The 19302-nt window shown below is 72.3% G+C and carries 18 protein-coding genes; 7 read left to right on the top strand and 11 right to left on the bottom strand.

Annotated features, from left to right (window positions below; genetic code table 11):
* Window positions 1-121: 121 nt before the first annotated feature.
* A complete protein-coding gene (locus tag LMU33_RS09270) occupies window positions 122-1540 on the bottom strand; it encodes a HEAT repeat domain-containing protein (RefSeq protein WP_228619022.1) in 1419 nt (472 codons plus the stop codon).
* A 301-nt stretch (window positions 1541-1841) separates the two neighbouring features.
* Window positions 1842-2234, bottom strand: a complete 393-nt coding sequence (locus tag LMU33_RS09265; RefSeq protein ID WP_228619020.1) for an ankyrin repeat domain-containing protein — start codon at window positions 2232-2234, stop codon at window positions 1842-1844.
* Window positions 2235-2548: 314 nt separating this feature from the next.
* Here LMU33_RS09265 and LMU33_RS09260 point away from each other — a divergent pair, with 314 nt between their 5' ends.
* Window positions 2549-2743, top strand: coding sequence for a hypothetical protein (locus tag LMU33_RS09260; RefSeq protein ID WP_228619019.1), 195 nt, complete (start codon window positions 2549-2551; stop codon window positions 2741-2743).
* A 40-nt stretch (window positions 2744-2783) separates the two neighbouring features.
* A complete protein-coding gene (locus LMU33_RS09255; protein WP_228619017.1) occupies window positions 2784-4460 on the top strand; it encodes a type IV secretory system conjugative DNA transfer family protein in 1677 nt (558 codons plus the stop codon).
* A 42-nt stretch (window positions 4461-4502) separates the two neighbouring features.
* On the opposite strand, the gene LMU33_RS09250 is transcribed toward LMU33_RS09255, so the two are convergent.
* Window positions 4503-6011 carry an SCO1417 family PLP biosynthesis transcription factor gene (locus LMU33_RS09250; RefSeq protein ID WP_228619015.1) on the bottom strand — a complete coding sequence of 503 codons (1509 nt, stop codon included), beginning with the start codon at window positions 6009-6011 and terminating at the stop codon, window positions 4503-4505.
* A 102-nt stretch (window positions 6012-6113) separates the two neighbouring features.
* Here LMU33_RS09250 and yczE point away from each other — a divergent pair, with 102 nt between their 5' ends.
* The 4 genes from yczE to LMU33_RS09230 all read left to right on the top strand — a co-directional run bounded on the left by yczE (window position 6114) and on the right by LMU33_RS09230 (window position 9603).
* Window positions 6114-6767, top strand: a complete 654-nt coding sequence (yczE, locus tag LMU33_RS09245) for a membrane protein YczE (RefSeq protein ID WP_228619013.1) — start codon at window positions 6114-6116, stop codon at window positions 6765-6767.
* Window positions 6764-7540, top strand: coding sequence for a glycerophosphodiester phosphodiesterase family protein (locus LMU33_RS09240; protein WP_228619011.1), 777 nt, complete (start codon window positions 6764-6766; stop codon window positions 7538-7540). The genes yczE and LMU33_RS09240 overlap by 4 nt, the downstream gene beginning before the upstream one ends.
* Window positions 7541-7603: 63 nt before the next feature.
* Complete coding sequence (locus LMU33_RS09235) at window positions 7604-8950, top strand: MFS transporter (RefSeq protein ID WP_228619009.1); 1347 nt, start codon at window positions 7604-7606, stop codon at window positions 8948-8950.
* A 278-nt stretch (window positions 8951-9228) separates the two neighbouring features.
* Window positions 9229-9603, top strand: a complete 375-nt coding sequence (locus tag LMU33_RS09230) for an RNA polymerase-binding protein RbpA (protein ID WP_003977404.1) — start codon at window positions 9229-9231, stop codon at window positions 9601-9603.
* A gap of 114 nt (window positions 9604-9717) precedes the next feature.
* On the opposite strand, the gene fxsA is transcribed toward LMU33_RS09230, so the two are convergent.
* The 4 genes from fxsA to LMU33_RS09210 form a co-directional block, all read right to left on the bottom strand.
* Window positions 9718-10272, bottom strand: coding sequence for an FxsA family membrane protein (gene fxsA / locus LMU33_RS09225; RefSeq protein ID WP_228619008.1), 555 nt, complete (start codon window positions 10270-10272; stop codon window positions 9718-9720).
* A gap of 85 nt (window positions 10273-10357) precedes the next feature.
* Window positions 10358-11155, bottom strand: coding sequence for a polyprenol monophosphomannose synthase (locus LMU33_RS09220; protein ID WP_228619006.1), 798 nt, complete (start codon window positions 11153-11155; stop codon window positions 10358-10360).
* A gap of 556 nt (window positions 11156-11711) precedes the next feature.
* On the bottom strand, window positions 11712-13325 hold the full coding sequence (locus LMU33_RS09215; RefSeq protein WP_228619004.1) for an amidohydrolase: 1614 nt from the start codon (window positions 13323-13325) through the stop codon (window positions 11712-11714).
* A 70-nt stretch (window positions 13326-13395) separates the two neighbouring features.
* On the bottom strand, window positions 13396-13836 hold the full coding sequence (locus LMU33_RS09210) for an Lrp/AsnC family transcriptional regulator (protein ID WP_228619002.1): 441 nt from the start codon (window positions 13834-13836) through the stop codon (window positions 13396-13398).
* Window positions 13837-14080: 244 nt separating this feature from the next.
* Here LMU33_RS09210 and LMU33_RS09205 point away from each other — a divergent pair, with 244 nt between their 5' ends.
* Complete coding sequence (locus LMU33_RS09205; RefSeq protein ID WP_228619000.1) at window positions 14081-14515, top strand: hypothetical protein; 435 nt, start codon at window positions 14081-14083, stop codon at window positions 14513-14515.
* Window positions 14516-14521: 6 nt separating this feature from the next.
* Here LMU33_RS09205 and LMU33_RS09200 read toward each other — a convergent pair whose 3' ends face one another.
* From LMU33_RS09200 to LMU33_RS09185, 4 genes are all read right to left on the bottom strand, one after another.
* Complete coding sequence (locus tag LMU33_RS09200) at window positions 14522-15619, bottom strand: phosphotransferase family protein (protein ID WP_228618998.1); 1098 nt, start codon at window positions 15617-15619, stop codon at window positions 14522-14524.
* A 14-nt stretch (window positions 15620-15633) separates the two neighbouring features.
* Complete coding sequence (locus LMU33_RS09195) at window positions 15634-16734, bottom strand: Rv3169 family protein (protein ID WP_228618996.1); 1101 nt, start codon at window positions 16732-16734, stop codon at window positions 15634-15636.
* Window positions 16735-17079: 345 nt separating this feature from the next.
* A complete protein-coding gene (locus LMU33_RS09190) occupies window positions 17080-18252 on the bottom strand; it encodes an acyl-CoA dehydrogenase family protein (protein WP_228618994.1) in 1173 nt (390 codons plus the stop codon).
* Window positions 18253-18589: 337 nt separating this feature from the next.
* A complete protein-coding gene (locus LMU33_RS09185; protein ID WP_228618993.1) occupies window positions 18590-19243 on the bottom strand; it encodes a TetR/AcrR family transcriptional regulator in 654 nt (217 codons plus the stop codon).
* Window positions 19244-19302: the final 59 nt, after the last annotated feature.

The following is a 19302-nucleotide window of genomic DNA, read 5'->3' as shown; positions in this document are numbered from 1 at the left end:
CCATGAGCGTTGGGCTGCGCACCCGAGCAGGCCAGACGGCCGTCATGGCCGCCTGACCTGCGGGACACCCGGCGTTCACACAGCGGGCGGTGGTCCGCCCGGGCCGCGTGCGCGCGAGGGGTCAGCCGAGGGCGGCGTCGGGCCCGAAGCGGCTGCGTACCGCCGTCTGCACCTCCGCCTCCTCGGCCGGATCGGCAGCCAGGCGGCGCAGGCGCTCCACGACCCGGGTGTCGCCGGTCTCGGCGTGCCGGGCGGCGAGCTCGCGGGTGGTCTCCTCGCAGTCCCACAGGCACTCGACGGCGAAGCCGGCGGCGAAGGAGGGGTCGGTGGCGGCCAGGGCGCGGGCGGCCCGGCCGCGCAGATGGGAGGACGCCGTCTCGCGGTAGATGTGGCGCAGTACGGGGGCGGCGCAGGCGATGCCGAGGCGTCCGGTGCCGTCGACGAGGGTCCACAGCGTGGGCGCGTCGGGGCCCTCGCCCCGTACGGCCTCGCGGAGGGCGCCGAGGACGAGGTCTCGGTCCTGGACGCCGCCGCGGCAGGCGAGCATGCGTCCGGCGGCGGCGCCGAGCGCGTCGGGCCGCTGGACCCAGCGGCGGGCGCGGTCGACGGCGGCGATACTGCGCATCCGTTCGAAGGCGTCGACGGCGGCCTCCACGACGACGGTCGTACCGTCGGCGACGGCGGCCTCGATCAGCTCGAGGGCGTCGGGGTCATTGCTGTCGGCGAGATAGCGCAGCGCGGTGCAGCGCGCGCCGTCGATGCCGCCGCGGGCGGCCTGGACGATCTCTGGCCGGTCCTCGGGGCCGGCCACGGCGACCAGACAGCGGGCGGCCGGGACATGGAGGGCGGCGCCGCGGTCCATACCCTGCTGGGCCCATTCGAAGACGGCGCGCACGCTCCATCCGGGCCGGGGCCCGGTGGGCTGCAGCTGGCGCTGCCAGCGGTCGAAACAGCCGGTCTCGTGGGCGGCACGCACACGCGTGGCGATCGATTCGCGCGGATCGTCGGCCCACAGCCGCCAGGGCCTCGGCTCGAAGGCGTCGCGTACGGCGGCGGCCAGCTCGGCCTCGCCCTCCGGGTCGGTGCCGAAGCGGGCCAGGACGGGAGCGGCGAGGGCGCGCAGGCCCGCGTCGTCGTCCCTGAGGGCCAGCTCGTCCAGGGCCCAGGCCCAGTTGGAGCCGTGGGCGGCGTACCTGCGCAGCAGTTCGAGGGCGTCCCGTCGGCCGTAGGAGGCGAGGTGCCCGAGGACGGCCAGGGCGAGGCCGGTACGGGACTCGTCGGTGTCGAGGACGTCCTCGGCATCGAAGAGGTGCGCCTTTATCGCGTCCAGCTCGCCGTTCAGGTCGAGGTAGAGGCGGGCGTAGTACAGAGAGCGGTTCTCCACCTGCCAGTCGTGGCGGGGATCGCGCAGGACACAGTGGTTCAGGGCCGCGAGCGCTTCCGCGCGGGGGGCGGTGAGCGCGTGCAGTGTGCCGTCGCCGCGGCCCCGCTGGAGCAGGCCGAGCAGCGTACCGCTGGGCGCTATGACCGGATCGAACATGGGAAACAGCCTCACATCAAGCGTCGACGCAACCGGGGAACACGCACTACCTGGCCGCGTGACACAACGTCGGAGCGCCCGCCGTCTCTTGCTTGCTGAAGACCATCTCTCTCTGCCTCTCGTCGGTGGCCCATGCGGACCGCATCACGGCCCGCGCGGTGCGGCAACACCTGCCCAGCCATCGCGTCCGTGAATCACGTCGCCATGATGACCCGGCCGTTTGCGCTGCCGCGACCGTATTTCCGGCGGCCCTTTACCGCCTCCCCCGTTTTCCGTGTCGTACCTGGTCAGGACATGCGCGTCAGTGCGCGCCGAACAGCTCCAGGAGTTCCGTCTTGCCGAACATCCGGGCGGTGTCGGCGGCCGACGGGGTCCCCGCGGCCGGGTCGGCTCCACCCTCCAGGAGCGCCTTGATCACTTCTGTCTCGCCCTTGAACACGGCGCCCGCGAGCGGGGTCTGGCCCCGGTCGTTGATCTGGTCCGCCGCGGCACCCCGGGCGAGCAGGGCGCGTACCGCGTCGGCGTGGCCGTGGTAGGCGGCGAGCATCACCAGGGAGTCACCGCGGTCGTTGGTGAGGTTGGCCGGAACGCCGGCGTCGACGTACGCCATGAGCGCCTCGGTCTGCCCCTGCCGGGCCAGATCGAAGATCTTGGTCGCCAGCTCCACGACCTCGGGGTCGGGGGCTTCACTCATCGGGCGGACCGCCTCTCCTGCGAACTTCGGGAACTTCAGGGAGCGTACGGCAGCGACAGCGGAACGCGGCCGTACGAGTGAATCGCCAGCGTACTGGCTCGCGCGGCACATGACCCGATGTGCCCGAGGTAAAGATCACCGACAGCCCCCGCCGGAGGCAACCGCCCAGCTCAGCCGGGCCGGACGGGACAGTTCTGCCGACTGGGTGAAATCAACCGAATTTCACCCAGTTGCACCTTTAATCGTATGGATACATCCTGTGATCCTGGAAGAACTCATGGTGACTGTCCCCCCTCGACACCAGGAGGCCTCAAATGATCCTCTCCATGTCCGGCGTCTTCATCCTCGGCGTCATCGTCTTCCTGTTCTTCCGCAAGGACGGGCTCAAGGGCTCGCACGCCACGGTTACAGCCCTGTTCGGCTTCTACCTCGCCAACACGGGCATCGCCCCGAGCATCAAGGCCGGCGGCGAGAGCCTGGCGAGCCTCCTGGGCGGCATCAAGTTCTGACCCCGCCCGTCCCGCACGCACGCACCCCCAGGAGACAGCAGTGGCCCGGCGCCCTCTCCCCCGCATCCTGAGCAAGGACAGCGCCCAGATCGCCCGGATGCAGCTCGCCCGGAGCCGGGAGCTGGCCCGGACGGCGGCCGACAGCGCCACCGACGTCCTCCATCCGCTGATCACCGTCACACGCGGGCTGCGCCTGCTGGCCTCGGCCGCGCGGCGCAAATGGGCGGACACGCCCCAGGACAGGCGTGGACCGCTGCTGTTCCTCGTGGCCTCCGTGATCCTGGCCGTGACGCTGGCACCGTACGGGCCGCTGCTCGCCGTCATCACCGTGATGGCGGCGGCAGCCTGGCAGGGCCGCGACCGCACCGCACCGGCTCCCGAGGGGCCCGACGAGGCCCAGACCGCGCGGCTCCAGTCCCTCTACGAGGCGCTGGTGCCGTACTTCTCCAGCCCCGAGGACCCGGCGCCGCTGTACGCGCACGGCGGAGAGTGGGAGAAGGCCTTCCCCGCCCACGAGTTCGACGACGCCGGGCGTGTCGGCCATCTCGAGATCCGTTACCCCGCGTACTTCCCGGACGGCGAGCCCGAGGCCCGCATGCGGATCGAGCAGCTGCTCACCGCGAAGGCCGGCCGGGGCCGCGAGTACCGCTTCGCCTGGGACGAGGAGGGCAACCAGCTCACCGTCGCCGTCCTGCCTCCGCTGCCCGCCGACATCCCGGCCCAGCACTTCGTCACCGCGCCCGGCGAGACCGTCCTCGGCTTCACCGACCCCGGCGAGGTCCAGCGCACACTCCCCCTCTCCTACGGAGAGGAGGAGATCGACGTGCCGCCCGTCGTCTGGCGCACCGGCATCCGCTCCACCGAACCGCACCTGCTGGCCGTGGGCCACCCCGGCAGCGGCACGTCGACGCTGCTGCGCTCCATCGCCCTGCAGGCCCTCCGGTACGGCGACGTCCTGATCGTCGACGGCGGCGGCACCGGCGAGTACGCGTGCCTGACCGGCCGGGACGGTGTGCTGGCCGTGGAGTGCGCGCTGCCCGGCGCGCTGGCGAGCCTGGAGTGGGCGGCGCAGGAGACCGAGCGGCGGCTCATCGCCATCAACCTGGCCCGGCAGGCGGGCGACCCGCCACCGGCCGACGCCCGCCGCCCGTTGTGGATCATGCTGGACCGCCCCTGCGTCTTCACCCACCTCGCCGCGGCGGACGGCCGCAAGGACCCGCAGGCGCTGCTCCAGGTGCCGCTGCGGCACGGCCGCGCCGCGAACGTGACGGTCGTCGTGGCCGAGCAGTTCGACAGCGCGGAGGCCTTGAGCGACGCGGTACGGCAGCACACACGCGCGCGTGTCGTCCTCGGGCCCGCGGCGCCCCGGCAGGTGGAGGCGGTACTGGGCGCGCCGCCGCACACCACGCCGCTGGGACATGTGCCGCCGGGGCGGGGGTATGCGCGGCTGGGCGTGGGGCCGGTGCACCGGCTCCAGGTGCCGCGCACGCCGGACCCGTACGACGACGCGACCAGTGACGCCGACCGGCAGGCGGTGCTGGAGTTGCTGCCGGCACGGGCCACTGCCGTGGAGGCTCGGCCGACGGAACCTCCGGAACCGGCGGAGCCTCGGGAACCGACGGAACTGACGGAGTCGACGGAACTGAAGGAGTCTGCGGATCTGAAGGAGTCTGCGGATCTGACAAAGCCGGCCGTGCCTGCCGAGGCAGCCGGCTAGCGCCGTGGGGGTTCGGGCCGTTGCCCCGAGCCGGTGGGCGGCCTAAGCCACGAACGTGCGCGGCGCCTCCCCACCCCCCGTGGCCCCCGTCTCCACCAGTCGTGCCGCCGCGGCCAGCCGGACCGCCGCCTCTTCCGCCACCGCTCCCCCGACGGTGAACGGCAGCCGGAGATACCCCTCGAACGCGCCGTCCACGCCGAAGCGGGGGCCGGACGGGACGCGGACGCCGGTCCGCTCGCCCGCTTCGGCGAGGCGGGAGCCGGACAGGCCGCCGGCCCGGACCCAGAGGGTCAGACCGCCCTGGGGCAGGTGGAACTCCCACGTCGGCAGCTCGCGGCGGATCGCCGCCACCAGCGCGTCCCGGTTCTCCCGGGCCTGGGCCCGGCGCAGCTCCACCGCCTGTTCCCAACCTCCCGTGCTGAACAGCCAGTTGACGGCGAGCTGTTCCAGCACCGGCGTACCGAGATCGGCGTACGCCCGCGCGGCGACCAGGCTGCGGATGACGTCCGGCGCCGCCCGCACCCAGCCGATCCGCATGCCGGCCCAGAACGCCTTGCTCGCCGAGCCGACCGTGATGACGGTCGAGCCGGCCGGGTCGAAGGCGCAGACCCGGCGCGGCATCCCGCCGTCCGCGAACTCCTCGTCCAGCCACAGCTCGGTCATCGTCTCGTCGGCGACGAGCACCGTACCGGCCGAGCGCGCCGCGTCCACCAGCCGGCGCCGCTGGTCCTCGTCGGCGAGCGCGCCGGTGGGGTTGTGGAAGTCGGCGACGACGTACGCGAGGCGGGGCGCGGCCTCGCGCAGGACCTGGCGCCAGCGGTCCACGTCCCAGCCGGACAGCCCCTCGGCCATCGCGACCGGGACCAGACGGGCGCCCGCCTCGCGCATCAGCTGGAGGATGTTGGCGTACGACGGGGACTCGACCGCGATCCGCTCGCCGCGGCCGGCGAAGAGATGGCAGATGGCGTCGATGGCGCCCATCGCACCGGTCGTCACCATGATCTGCTCGGGCATGGTGGGGATCCCGCACGCGGTGTAGCGCTCGGCGATCATCGAGCGCAGCGCCGGCAGGCCCGCCGGGTAGTCGCCGTGCGTGTGGGCGTACGGCGGCAGTTCCTCCAGGGCGCCCTGCACGGCGCGGGTCAGCCATGGCTCGGGGGCCGGGAGCGAGGCGCAGCCGAGGTCGATCATCGAGCCCAGGGCCTCGGGCGGCAGGGGTTCGAGGCCACGGGCGGGCAGCGGGTTGCCGGCCGGTACGGCGGTCCAGCTGCCGGCGCCGCGCCGGGACTCCAGGAAGCCCTCGGTGCGCAGCGCCTCGTAGGCGGCCGCCACCGTGGTGCGGCTGACGGACAGGGCGAGGGCGAGCTCACGCTCGGCGGGGAGGCGGGCGGCCACCGGTACGCGGCCTTCGAGCACCAGCAGGCGGATGCCGTCGGCGAGGGCGCGGTAGGCCGGCGGACGGCGGGTGCCGGGGCCGGCCGGGCGGTCCTGCTGGGACTTGAGGAGCCGGGCGAGCTGCGAGGCCCCCATCGCTGAGGTCCACTGCGCCATGACGATCAGTCCACCTTCCCCGAATTGGCCATGGATGGCCATTCTTCCCAAGCCACAGAGTGACATGCGTCAGGCCACCGCCACCACCCAGGGGGGTATTTCATGTCCACACGGCGCCGTCTCGGACGACGGTTGATCCAGCTGTACGCCGGGCTCGCGCTCTACGGCGTGAGCTCCGCCCTGCTCGTCGAGGCGGGCCTGGGCCTGGAGCCCTGGAACGTGCTGCACCAGGGCCTCGCCGAACTCACCGGGCTGACCATCGGCGTGGTGTCGATCATCGTGGGCGCCGGGGTGCTGCTGCTGTGGATCCCGCTGCGCCAGCGGCCCGGGCTCGGCACCGTCTCGAACGTCCTCGTCGTCGGCCTGGCCATGGACGGTACGCTCGCGCTCGTCCCGGACGCGCACTCCCTCGCCGTACGCGTGCCGCTCCTGCTCGCGGGGATCGTGCTGAACGGCGCGGCGACCGGCCTCTACATCGCGGCACGCTTCGGTCCGGGCCCCCGAGACGGGCTGATGACCGGGCTGCACCGGCGCACCGGCCGCTCGGTCCGGCTGATGCGGACCGGGATCGAGGTCGCGGTGGTGGTCACCGGGTTCCTGCTGGGCGGCACCATCGGCGTCGGCACCGTGCTGTACGCGGTGTCCATCGGGCCGCTGGCCCAGCTCTTCCTGCGGGTGTTCGCCGTCCCGGCGGCATCGACCGGAAGCACCGCCGTTGCCGCGGCGACACCGGAAGGGGTGATACTGCGACCGTGACCCTCACGACACCGCCCAAGCGCCATCCGTACCTCGACCACCCGGGGCCCATAGCCTTCGCCCACCGGGGCGGGGCCGCCGACGGGCTGGAGAACACCGTGGCGCAGTTCCGGCGCGCGGTCGAGCTGGGCTACCGCTACATCGAGACCGACGTGCACGCCACGGCCGACGGCGTGCTCGTCGCCTTCCACGACTCGACGCTGGACCGGGTCACCGACGGTGCGGGCCGCATCGCGGACCTGCCGTGGAAGGACGTACGGCACGCGCGCGTGGCCGGCCGCGAACCGGTGCCGCTGTTCGAGGAGTTGCTGGAGACCTTCCCCGAGGTCCGCTGGAACGTCGACATCAAGGCGGAGCCCGCCCTGCGCCCTCTGCTGGAGCTGATCGAGCGCACCGGTGCCTGGGACCGGGTGTGCGTGGGCTCGTTCTCCGAGGCGCGTGTGCTGCGCGCCCAGCGGCTGGCCGGGCCGAAGCTGGCCACCTCGTTCGGTACGCGCGGGGTGTTGAGCCTGCGACTGCGCTCCTGGGGACTGCCGGCGGCCGTGCGCCGGTCGGCCGTCGCCGCGCAGGTGCCCGAGGCCCAGTCGGGCGTCCCGGTGGTCGATCATCGCTTCGTCCGCGCCGCCCACGCGATGGGGCTGCAGGTGCACGTGTGGACGATCAACGAACCCGAGCGCATGCACCGGCTCCTGGACCTGGGAGTCGATGGCATCATGACCGATCACATCGACACGTTGCGCAAGGTCATGGAGGAACGCGGCGTCTGGGTCTGACCGCCCGGCCGACCGGCCCGAGCCTTCGCACTTGGGCAGTTGAACGGGGAAGCGAGGGCACGGGTGAGCACGGACACCGTGCGGACGGACGCGGCGCAGGACGCCGCCGGCCTCCGGCGCGAACAGCGCGGCTGGTACTTCTACGACTGGGCCTGCTCGGTCTATTCGACGAGCGTGGTGACGGTCTTCCTGGGGCCGTACCTCACCGCGGTCGCCAAGCGGGCCGCGGACGCCGACGGCTATGTGCATCCGCTGGGCGTCCCGGTCCGGGCGGGCTCCTTCTTCGCCTACACGGTGTCCCTGTCGGTGGTCATCGCCGTCGTGGTCATGCCGATCGTGGGCAGTGCGGCCGACCGCACCGGCCGCAAGAAGCCGCTGCTCGCGGCGGCGGCGTACACCGGGGCCGCCGCGACCACGGGCATGTTCTTCCTGGACGGCGACCGGTATCTGCTCGGCGGGGCGCTGCTGCTGGTGGCCAACGCGGCGCAATCCGTCGGGATGATGCTCTACAACTCCTACCTGCCGCAGATCGCCCCGCCCGAGGAGCGCGACGCGGTCTCCTCGCGGGGCTGGGCCTTCGGTTACGCGGCGGGTTCCACGGTCCTCGTCGCCAACCTGGTCCTGTACTCGGCGCACGACTCCTTCGGCCTGACCGAGACGGCCGCGGTCCGCGTCTGCCTGGCCTCGGCGGGCCTGTGGTGGGGCGCCTTCACGCTCATACCCCTGAGCAGGCTGCGTGACCGGCACGCGCGCGTGGAGCGCGCCGCGGCACCCGGGCTCAGGCAGCTCGCCGCGACGGTCCGGGACATGCGCCGGCACCCGCTGACACTCGCCTTCCTGCTGGCGTACCTCATCTACAACGACGGCATCCAGACGGTGATCACCCAGGCCTCCGTCTACGGCTCGCAGGAACTGGGACTGTCCCAGTCGACGCTCATCGTGGCCGTGCTGCTGGTGCAGGTGCTGGCGGTGGCCGGAGCGCTGGCGATGGGCCGGCTGGCGCGGACGTACGGTGCCCAGCGGACGATCCTCGGCTCGCTGGTGGCGTGGACGGTGACCCTGGCGGCCGGATACTTCCTGCCCCCGAAGGCACCGGTGTTCTTCTTCGTGCTGGCCGCCGGGATCGGCCTGGTCCTCGGCGGCAGCCAGGCGTTGTCCCGGTCGCTGTTCTCCCATCTCGTGCCGCCCGGCAAGGAGGCGGAGTACTTCTCGGCGTACGAGATGAGCGACCGCGGGATGAGCTGGCTCGGGCCGCTGCTGTTCGGCATGACCTACCAGCTGACCGGCAGCTACCGGTCCGCGATCATCTCGCTGGTGGCCTTCTTCGTCATCGGCTTCGTGCTGCTGGCGCGCGTCCCGGTGCGGCGAGCGATCGCCGAGGCGGGGAACCCCGTTCCGGAGAAGATTTAGCACTGATTTAGCGCTGAGCGCGAAAGGGCGGTAGTGTACGCCTTTGGCCTGCCAGGCGTACCGTTACTGCGCGTCAAAGATGCCGAAACGCTGGGTGACATCTGCTATCAGATGTGACAAACCGGGCGCCGGTGGGTAGAACAAGGGGCGGCTACGACGGCGACGCATGACCCGGAACGGGACACGGAACGGGAATCTTTACCGCCGACCGGACGTTGACCGGATGACGACGACAGCGACACCTGTCCTGTGGGCGACAAGCCCGGGAGGCACGATTCATGAGTGAGCGAGCTCTTCGCGGTACGCGCCTCGTGGTGACCAGCTACGAGACGGACCGCGGTATCGACCTGGCTCCGCGCCAGGCCGTGGAGTACGCATGCGAGAAGGGGCACCGCTTCGAGATGCCCTTCTCGGTCGAGGCGGAGATTCCGCCGGAGTGGGAGTGCAAGGTCTGCGGAGCCCAGGCACTCCTCGTCGACGGTGACGGCCCTGAGGAGAAGAAGGCCAAGCCTGCGCGTACCCACTGGGACATGCTGATGGAGCGGCGCACCCGTGAGGAACTCGAAGAGGTCCTCGAGGAGCGCCTGGCGGTTCTGCGCTCGGGGGCGATGAACATCGCGGTTCACCCTCGGGACAGCCGTAAGTCGGCCTAGTTCCTGCGGGCTGGGCGCGGACACAGCCCATCCGAAAACCGCGGGCGCCGTACGTGATTCACGTACGGCGCCCGCGGTTTCGCATGTCCGGGAGCTAGCTCTGCGGGGGCGTGCTCAGCGGGTCAGCGGTGGACGCTGCTGTTCCCCCGGCTCGGGCCGGTCCTGACGGATGACCTCGCCCGGCACCACCTTGCCGTCGGGACGGCGGATACGGGCCTGCTGGAAGGCGTCGCCGAGACTGCCCGGGGCCGCCGTGCGCAGCCTCTTGTCCAGGGCGTTCTCCGCGTAGCGGCTCACGGCCTGCTGCACCGGCGGGAGCAGCAGGAGCAGGCCGGCCACGTCGGAGACCAGACCCGGGATGATCAGCAGCAGGCCGCCGAGCATCATCAGGCCGTTGCCGCCGCCGCGCTCCGGTGAACCGCCCCGCTGCAGCGCCTCGTTCAGGCTCTGGAAGGCGCGGCGGCCGGCCCGCTTGATGACCACGGAGCCGGCCACGAAGCCCGCGACGAGCAGCAGGAACACGGCAAACCCCCCGGCCGCCCCCGCGACCAGCGTCAGCAGCCAGATCTCCAGCACCAGCCAGGCGGCGACGCCCAGCGGCAGATATCTGCGCAGCCGGGAGCGCCGGGGCCGGGCGGTGTACGGAGAGGTCGGAGCGCCAGTCGTCATGCCCCCAGTGTGCCTGGCGGCGGCTCAGCGCGGGATAAGGGGATGTTCGCCCAGGGCCGACCGAGACGCATCGGCCCGCTTGCGACTACCTGGCCCGCTTGTTCTTGCCGGTGAGCTTGGCGACCCGCTCCCCCGCGCCCCAGGCGGTGACCCGCCACAGCGCCTCGATGAGGATGTCCTTGCTCATCTTGGAGTCGCCGAGTTCACGCTCGACGAAGGTGATCGGGACCTCGACCACTTGGTAGCCGGCCTTGACCGCGCGGCGGGCCAGGTCGACCTGGAAGCAGTAGCCCTGCGAGGCGACCTCGTCCAGACCCAGCCCCTCCAGCGTCTCGCGGCGGAAGGCGCGGTAGCCGCCGGTGATGTCGCGAAGCGGCAGGCCGAGGGCGAGCCGGGAGTACAGACTGCCGCCACGGGAGATGAACTCACGCGACTTGGGCCAGTTCACCACGCGGCCGCCGGGCACCCAGCGGGAGCCGAGCACCAGGTCGGCACCCTTGAGGGCGGTGAGCAGCCGGGGAAGCTCCTCGGGCTGGTGGGAGCCGTCGGCGTCCATCTCGATCAGCACGCCGTAGTCGCGCTCAAGACCCCAGCGGAAGCCCGCGAGGTAGGCGGCGCCCAGGCCTTCCTTGCCCTTGCGGTGCATCACCTGGACGTTCCCGTCCTCGGCGGCCAGCTCGTCGGCGAGCTTTCCGGTGCCGTCGGGGCTGTTGTCGTCCGCGATCAGCACGTGCGCCTCGGGGACGGCCTTGCGTACCCGGCCGACGATGGTCTTGATGTTCTCCGCCTCGTTGTAGGTCGGAATGATCACCAAGGCCGTGCCGAGCGGACCGAACTGCCTCCCCTGGGCCTTGGCCGCGAGAGTCCCGTCGCCGTCGTTCACTGCTGCCCCTTCTTGGTCGTACGCAGGGGTCCACCATAGTGGCCACCGCCTGGTAAGACGTGCGGAGTGCTTCCTTTGGTGGTGTCGATTCCACAAGAGTGGGGTAAGAATGCGTTTTTCGGCACCTTCACGGCACACCGGGGCCGCTCGCCCACCACGGCGGATGGGGGCCCGGCGCCCTTCGGGCCGACCTGGGACCCGCTGGCTGCGGATCGACCGAAAGCCGTTGTCTACTGAGCGCACGGGCCCCACCCGGGTCACACCTTGCCGGGCCGGAACGTTCCCTCGGCGGCGCGGGCGCTGAGCCTGGCTCCCAGCGACGGTGCCCCGGTGCGGCACACCGTCCCTGACCCAGCGGCGCTGCGACGAGTTGCGCGAACGCTCCCCGGTCAGGCGTCCGGTGGTGGACTCGGCCGAACCTACCGGCCCCCGGCCGTCGACTGTCAACAGCCCCCTGGCCTGCGAAGACGGCCCGAACGGCACGGCCTTGGGGGAGGATGCGCAGGTCGGGCGGTGGCGCGGCGGCGAGGGATCGCCGCCGCGCCACCCCCGTAGATCACTCGCCCGGCCGTACGAACACCGTCCGCCCGCCCACCACGGTGCGCAGACAGACCGGCAGGTCGCGGCCGGGAGTGAGATCCGGCAGGCCGGGCGTGCCGGAGCGCGGGTCCGTCGACCAGCGGGCCACCCGGTCGTCGGGGGCCTGGACGACCAGTTCGTCGGTGCGCCAGACCGCGTAGTCGGCGGGCGCGCCCGGCACCAGGGCACCGGCGTCGTCCCGTCCCACGGCCCGCCAGCCGCCGCGCGTGTGCGCCGTGAAGGCGGCCCGGACGGACACCCGGTGCTCGGGCGTGTGGTGGAACGCGGCGGCGCGGACGGTCCCCCACGGGTCGAGCGGGGTGACCGGGCTGTCGGAGCCGAAGGCGAGGGGCACACCGGCGCGCAGCAGGGCCGCGAAGGGGTTGAGGGTGCGGGCCCGTTCGGTGCCCAGCCGCCGGGCGTACATGCCGTCCTCGCCGCCCCACAGCGCGTCGAAGGCGGGCTGCACGGAGGCGATCAGGCCCAGTTCGGCGAAGCCGGCGACGGTCTCGGGGGTGAGCATCTCGGCGTGCTCGACGCGATGCCGGGCGGCGCGGACGCGGGCGAGGCCGAGCTTCTCGGCAGCGGCGCGCACGCCCTCCACGACGGCGGTCACGGCGGCGTCCCCGATGGCGTGGAAGCCGGCCTGCAGGCCCGCCTCGGTGCAGGCGACGACATGGGCGGCGACGGCCTCGGCGTCCAGGTAGGCCGTACCCGTGTGGCCGGCGTCGGCGTACGGCTCGTGCAGGCAGGCGGTGTGCGAGCCGAGGGCGCCGTCGGCGAAGAGGTCGCCCGCCGCGCCCACGGCGCCCAGTTCCCGAGCCTTCCGGACGTTCTGCTCGGCCCAGTAGCCGACCACGCGCGGGCCGGGCACCTCGGCGGCGAGCTGCAGCAGTCCGGTGAAGTCGTCCTCGGAGGAGATCTTCGGGCCGCCGCACTCGTGCACCGAGCCGATGCCGAGGGAGGCGGCGTGGGCGAGCGCGGTGCGCTGGGCCTCGGCGCGCTGGGCCGGGGTGATGGCCGCGAGGGCGGCCTCCCGGACGGTGTGGTGGGCGTCGGCGGTGAGCGGGGCGTCCGCGCGGGGGACGTCGCCGGGGATCAGGTCCAGCAGGGCGGTGCTGACGACCGCCGAGTGCACGTCGATGCGGGAGAGGTACAGCGGGCGGCCGCCGGTGGCCTCGTCGAGTTCGGCGCGGGTCGGCGGGCGGCCGCCGGGCCAGCGGGCGGCGTCCCAGCCGTGGCCCAGCAGGACGCGGTCGTCCGGGCGGGCGGCGGCGAAGTCGCGGACCAGGGTGAGGGCCGCCTCCAGGGTGGCGGCGCCGGACAGGTCCAGGCCGGTCAGCGCGAGACCGGTGGCGGTGGTGTGCACATGGGCGTCGGTGAAGGCCGGGGTCACCAGGGCGCCGTCGAGGTCGATCACCTCGTCCACGCCGTCGGCGAAGGCGTCGGCGGCACCCTCCGAACCGACCCAGGCGACTTGGCCGCGCTCCACCACCATCGCCGTGGCGAAGGGGTCGGCGGGGCTGTGCACCTCGCCTCGGCGCAGCAGGACGGTCTTGGGGGACTCGGGGTCGGCGGTGCGGTCGCTCATGGCGGACAGTTTCCCGCCCCGGCCGGCGCCGGCTGTACCCGGGGCGCCCGAAACGCACCCCGTGCGGTGATCAGATCCGTGGCGGTCGCGCCTCGTACGGCGTGGAGAGGACCACCGTCGTGCGCGTCGACACCCCTGCCAGGCCGCGGAGCCTCGCCAGCAGCTCCTCCAGTTCGTGCGGGGTGGCCACGCGCACCTTGAGGATGTAGTTCTCGTCGCCCGCGACGCTGTGGCAGGCCTCGATCTCGGGCACGTCGGCGAGGCGGTCCGCGATGTCGTCGGGGGCGCTGGGGTCGAACGGTTTCACCGAGATGAACGCGGTGAGCGGCAGCCCGACGGCCTCGGGGTCGACCACCGCGGCGTAGCCGCGGATGACGCCACGCTGTTCCAGCCGGCGCACCCGCTGGTGCACGGCGGACGTGGACAGGCCCGTGGCCTTGCCCAGGTCTGTGTAGCTCATCCGCCCGTCCTTGACGAGCAGCTGCACGATCTGTCGGTCCAGCTCCTCCATGGCGCCAAAACCTACAGTGCGCTTGATCTCCTGGGATAGCCGAGAGCGCAGGTCATAGCCGGTTCGATACAAAAAGCGCCGCACAAGGCCCGCAGCGGGCACCTGCACACGGCATGTGACGAACGCCACACGCCGGGAACCGGCTCCGTGATGTTCTCGTGATTACCGCCGAGGGCGGGCGGGAAGTGCTTGGTGTGGTCGAGGCCGCAGCGCCGTAACGGCCCAGCCTTAGGGGGAGAATTCCATGCAGAGTGTCCATCACCCTGGTCGATCCGCGTCCAAGCGGCAGCAGCCGGTCGTCGAGCCCGAGCCGGAGGGCGTCGAACCCGACGCCCTCGACGACGATCCGGACGCCTACGACACCTTCGAGATGTACCGGGTGATCTGCCCGGACTGCGCTCAGCCGATCGCGCTGCTGGCGGACGAGCAGGTGCTGCCCGAGCACGCGCTGTGCGCCTCGCCGTGGAACCCGTTCGGTCTCACGGTCTGTGCGGGCACGGGCCGTTCGGCCGGCGACGCCCGCCCCGCGGACGAGTCCTTCGCGCCGCAGGAGCAGGACACCGCGCTGCTGCTGACGCTCCCCCAGGGGCTGGACTGGCGCACGCAGCCCTTCTCGCACGTCGGCGGCCCGGGCTCGCGCCCGATGCGCGTACCGGCGATGCGCCGCCAGGCCGCCTGAACGGCCTCACCGCATCCAGTACACGCCCTGCACCATGGCACGCAGGCTGTCGTGGTGCAGGATCAGTGTGTCCGGGTCCGCCGGGACGGCGACCTCCCCGAAGTGCGCCTGCCGGTAGGCGACGCGGAGCATGACGATCGCGTGCCGCAGGGCGGCGTAGAGGGTGTGGAAATCCATGTCCCGTGGGGTGTGGCCGGTCAGGCGGGCGTAGCGGGCCTCGACGCGGTCCCGGCGCAGGAAGTCAGGCAGTCCGCGCTGTCCGGAGGCGACCGTGAGGTCGTGGAAGAAGCGGTGCAGAAAGATGATCCAGCCGAGGTCGACCTCGCGCGGGGCGAGTGCCGCCATCTCCCAGTCCAGCACGGCGACGGGCTCGAAACCGTCGTAGACGATGTTCCCGATGCGCGCATCCCCCCAGCTGAGGACGGGTTCGCCCGCCTCGCGCGGCCACAGCTCCTCCAGCCGGTCGAAGGCGGCCTCGATGAGGGGTGAGCGGGGCAGGCCGTCGATCACCCAGGCGTAGTAGGCCCGTTGGGCCGTCACATGACGGCGCAGCGCGTCGCCCGCCCCGGTTCCGGCGAGGAACTGCGCCTCGGCGAGGGGCACTTGGTCGTGCAGACGGGCCAACAGCGCGACGGTTGCGGCCTCCAGGTGTTCGCGTTCTCCGTCGCTCGCCCCGTACAGCCAACTGCCCTCATAGGTGTACGGCATGACGTCCGGCGGCACGCGGCCTGCGACCCGCTCCATGACGAAGAACGGCGCCCCGAGCGGGCCCGGGTCCTCCTCCAGCCACAGCACACGCGGCACGGGCACGTCGGTGCGCTCGGCCACCAGGCGAAGGGTGCGGTACTGGCGGGCCATGTCGTACTCGGGGAAGACGGTGTACGCCGACGGGTCCGCCGCGAGCCGCAACGCACAGCCTCCGAAAGGCGCCTCGGGGTGTTCGAGGTCGAACAGCAGGGTCTCGCTGGACATGCCGTTGGTGGCCGGGACGGTGACCCCGGTGGCCTTGGCTCCGGGCAGCCGGGTGCCGAGCCAGGCGGTCAGGCGCCGGGCGAGTTCCTCGGGGTCGCGCGTGGTCGTACGGGGACGAGGTGCCGTGGCCATGCCGGGCTCCTTCCTCAGGGTGCGACCGAGTCGAAGCCGGTGAAGCCGCTCGGGTCGTGCCGCCCGAACGAGCCGTGCTCGAAGATGCCGTAGCCGGTCCGTCCGTCCAGCCGGAAGCGGGCGGAGTGGTCGGTGACGCCGTAACCGGCCAGCGGGTGGGGCAGGGTCATGTCGTAGGTACGGCGATCGGTCCAGCCGGGGCCGCGCCAGGTGCCGTGCTGCCAGTCGTCCGCCGGCGGATAGCCCGCGCCGAGGGCGAGCGGCGAGGAGGCCAGGATCTCGACGTCAAGCTTTCGCGACTCCCGCGCGTCCCCCAGATGGATGACCGCCCGTTCCGGGTGGCGGGTGCCGGAGCGGTAGCCGATCTCGGCCTGCGGCCACCCCAGTTGGCGGTCGCGCCGGCCGGGGCGGACCAGGGTCGCGTCGTTCAGGCAGCGGTGGCCGTCGGCGTCCTCCTGCGTGATGACCATCATGAAGCGGTCCTCGAAGCGGACCGGGCACCAGATCCAGTGGAAGCCCTCGGTGGGGTGGTCCGCGGCGAGCCGCCCGCCGTCCTCGCCCGGGACGGGCCGCACGCCCCAGCTGCGGTCCCGGGTGCCGGTCCAGTCGTCCGCGGTGACCCGGAACTCCTCGCCCCCGGCCCGGAGCACGCCCTCCGCGGTGCCCGCCTGGACGAAGCGGCGGCCCTCCAGGGTGAGCCGGTCGCCCCGGCGCTGGAGGTGGTGCGGCTCCCACAGGGCCGGGAAGGCGGCCGTCCAGGTGAGGTCGTACGACAGCTGCTCGTCCTCGCAGATCAGGCGCAGCTCCTTCAGCGGCCGCGGGACCTCGATGCGCAGCGGTCCGACGGCGAGCCGCATCCGGTCCTCCCCCAGCGCGTCGGAGGCGCGTACGGCGTGCAGGGTGTCCCCGGTGCGCAGGGTGGCGTAGGCGTCGATCACACCGAGGTTGGGGTAGACGCCGAGGCCGAGGATGAGCAGCGCGCGGCCGGAATGGTCGAAGACGTGGAAGATGCAGCGGTCGTAGGCGTTGCGGTCGCCGGTCGCCACGTGCTTCATGGACAGCGGCACCTGGTGCACCGGGTACTCGTCGAGCGGTACGGGACGGTCGTCGGACACGGACACCCCCTGGGCGATGGTCGGCTGACGGTACGTCAGCCGACCTGAGGAGGCCAGAGCGGGGACGGGACATTCATGAACTGACGCTCGATTCCGCCGCGCGGTGACCTGTCGGGCCACTGCCGCGTTGCCCGGGTATGACCCCCATGCACTCGGTCACCGGGCGTCAGCGCCGAATCTTCGTCCCTCGCCCCGCAGAATCGGTTCCGCCGCCGCCCGCGCCGCCGGACCCGCCCATCTACCGCGATCTCATGCGGACCTGGGCCGACCGGGGCCGGACCCTGCCGGGCCGCCACGATCCGGAGTGGATCAGGCTGGCGGCCCCGACGGTCCTCACGGGACAGTTCAGCGGCCTTCGGGTCCCGCCACGTGACGGGCGATGACCATCCGCTGGATCTGGTTGGTGCCCTCGACGATCTGCAGGACCTTGGCCTCGCGCATGTAGCGCTCGGCCGGGAAGTCGGCGGTGTAGCCGTAGCCACCGAGTATCTGCACGGCGTCCGTGGTGACCTTCATGGCCGCGTCGGTGCAGTGCAGCTTGGCCATGGCGGCCTGCTTGGCGAACGGCTTGCCGGCGTCACGCAGCCGGGCCGCGGCGAGGTAGAGCGCCCGGCCGGCCTCGATCTGGGTGGCCATGTCGGCGAGCATGAAGCGCAGGCCCTGGAAGTCGGCGACGGGGTGGCCGAACTGCCGGCGCTGGGTGGCGTAGGCGACCGCCTCGTCCAGTGCGGCCTGGGCGAGGCCGATCGCGCAGGCGGCGATGCCGAGTCGCCCGGAGTCGAGGGCGGACAGGGCGATGAAGAAGCCCTGGCCCTCCTCGCCGATCCGCCGGTCGTCGCCGACGCGGACGCCGTCGAGGTGGACCTGCGCGGTGGGCGAGCCCTTCATGCCCATCTTCTTCTCGGGCACCGCCCCGCTCAGCCCGGGCGCGTCCCCGGGGACCAGGAAGGCGGTGATCCCGCGCGGGCCCTCCTCGCCGGTGCGGGCCATCACGGTGTAGAAGTCGGCGATGCCACCGTGCGTGATCCAGGCCTTGGTCCCGTTGATCACCCACTGGTCGCCGTCGCGGACGGCCTTGGTGCGCAGGGAGGCCGCGTCGGAGCCGGAGGACGGCTCGGAGAGGCAGTACGCGCCGAGCAGGCCGCCGCCGAGCATGGCGGGCAGGTGCTCGACCTGCTGCTGCTTGGTGCCGTAGGTGGCGAGCGCGTACGAGGCGAGCGTGTGCACGCTGACGCCGAGGCCCACCGTGAGCCGGGCCGCGGCGAGCTCCTCCAGGACCTGGAGGTAGACCTCGTAGGGCTGGTCGCCGCCGCCGTACTCGGAGTCGTACGGCAGGCCGAGCAGGCCCGATTCGGACAGCAGGGTGAAGACCTCGCGCGGGAAGCGCCCTGCGTCCTCCTCCTCGGCGGCCTTCGGCGCGATCTCGCGCTGGGCGATGTCCCGGACGAGGGCGAGCAGATCCCGCGCCTCCTCCGTCGGCAGCTGACGCTCCACCGGCTGCGGGTCGCGGTCGGACATGGCGTCGGTCTCCTCCCTGGTCGGGCACCGGCGGTCTGGCCCTGGGGGTGGGGGCGGCTCCGCCTGGTCGTTCCGTGATCGCCGAAGGCGCCCTCTCCCGGGTCTCGGAAGCGGCTGACCAGCGGCTGTGCGCTGTGAGTATGCCCGATCAGCGACCTCCCGTCACCAGTTAACGACCGCTTACTTCAAGAATCCAGTCGGAACCTGCCGCGGCCCTGGAACCCGACTCGAGCCGTTGAGGGAGTGGTCCGGCCCTGCGGTTCGTACGGTCTCGAATTGTCATGTTCATGCCATTGTGGCCGTCGCGGGGGGCGCGCGGCCTCCGCTTCCCGGCGTGTCAGGCGTCGCGGCGGGCCGGTTGCGGGGCCGGGTAGGCCGGGTCCAGTTCCTCGACGGCGCGCAGGGCCCCGCCGAGCGCCTTCACCAGCAGCTCGCGCATGGTGTCGCGGGACAGCTCGGGGCGGTCGATCCAGTCCAGCACCGCGCCCTCGACGCCGCACACCCAGGAGAGCAGGCCCATGCGGGCGAGCGGGGCGATGTCGCTGCGGCCGTAGGCCCCCTCGGCGAGGGTGGCGATGATCGCCTCGCGGACGCCGTCCCGGATGGCGTGCACCTCGGTGTCGAAACCGACCCCGCCGCTGACGATGGTGCGGTAGGCGGCCTGGTGGTGCTCGGCGTAGCGCAGATAGCCGTCGATGGTGCGGTGGACGCGCTCCACCGCGGGCATCTCCAGGGCGCTGCCGGCGAAGGTGACCAGGTCGGCGACGGAGTCCTTGATGATCGCCAGGTAATAGCCGCGCTTGGACTGGAAGTAGTAGTAGATCAGGCCCTTGGCGACATGGGCCTGGCGGGCGATGTCGTCCATGGACAGCGCGTCGTAGGACGTGTCGGCGAACAACTTCCGCCCGATGGCGATGAGTTCGGCGCGACGCGCCACCGAGCGCTCGGTACCGCGCATCCGGGGACGGACGGCGGCACGCTGATGCGGCATATTCAATTTCGACCCTGTTCGAGGCGGTCGGCGGGACCTCCGCAGTATGTCAGAACATG

The organism is Streptomyces barringtoniae, from assembly GCF_020819595.1.
Classification (GTDB): Bacteria; Actinomycetota; Actinomycetes; order Streptomycetales; family Streptomycetaceae; genus Streptomyces; species Streptomyces barringtoniae.
The sequence above is the reverse complement of the archived record's forward strand: the minus strand, read 5'-3'. Positions and strand labels throughout refer to the sequence as shown.

What these genes read in the sequence shown, in the direction of transcription:
- LMU33_RS09270 (WP_228619022.1), bottom strand. Translation starts at nt 1,540, where the DNA reads ATGTTCGATCCGGTCATAGCGCCCAGCGGTACGCTGCTCGGCCTGCTC.
- LMU33_RS09265 (WP_228619020.1), bottom strand. Translation starts at nt 2,234, where the DNA reads ATGAGTGAAGCCCCCGACCCCGAGGTCGTGGAGCTGGCGACCAAGATC.
- LMU33_RS09260 (WP_228619019.1), top strand. Translation starts at nt 2,549, where the DNA reads ATGATCCTCTCCATGTCCGGCGTCTTCATCCTCGGCGTCATCGTCTTC.
- LMU33_RS09250 (WP_228619015.1), bottom strand. Translation starts at nt 6,011, where the DNA reads ATGGCGCAGTGGACCTCAGCGATGGGGGCCTCGCAGCTCGCCCGGCTC.
- yczE (WP_228619013.1), top strand. Translation starts at nt 6,114, where the DNA reads ATGTCCACACGGCGCCGTCTCGGACGACGGTTGATCCAGCTGTACGCC.
- LMU33_RS09230 (WP_003977404.1), top strand. Translation starts at nt 9,229, where the DNA reads ATGAGTGAGCGAGCTCTTCGCGGTACGCGCCTCGTGGTGACCAGCTAC.
- fxsA (WP_228619008.1), bottom strand. Translation starts at nt 10,272, where the DNA reads ATGACGACTGGCGCTCCGACCTCTCCGTACACCGCCCGGCCCCGGCGC.
- LMU33_RS09215 (WP_228619004.1), bottom strand. Translation starts at nt 13,325, where the DNA reads ATGAGCGACCGCACCGCCGACCCCGAGTCCCCCAAGACCGTCCTGCTG.
- LMU33_RS09210 (WP_228619002.1), bottom strand. Translation starts at nt 13,836, where the DNA reads ATGGAGGAGCTGGACCGACAGATCGTGCAGCTGCTCGTCAAGGACGGG.
- LMU33_RS09205 (WP_228619000.1), top strand. Translation starts at nt 14,081, where the DNA reads ATGCAGAGTGTCCATCACCCTGGTCGATCCGCGTCCAAGCGGCAGCAG.
- LMU33_RS09200 (WP_228618998.1), bottom strand. Translation starts at nt 15,619, where the DNA reads ATGGCCACGGCACCTCGTCCCCGTACGACCACGCGCGACCCCGAGGAA.
- LMU33_RS09190 (WP_228618994.1), bottom strand. Translation starts at nt 18,252, where the DNA reads ATGTCCGACCGCGACCCGCAGCCGGTGGAGCGTCAGCTGCCGACGGAG.
- LMU33_RS09185 (WP_228618993.1), bottom strand. Translation starts at nt 19,243, where the DNA reads ATGCCGCATCAGCGTGCCGCCGTCCGTCCCCGGATGCGCGGTACCGAG.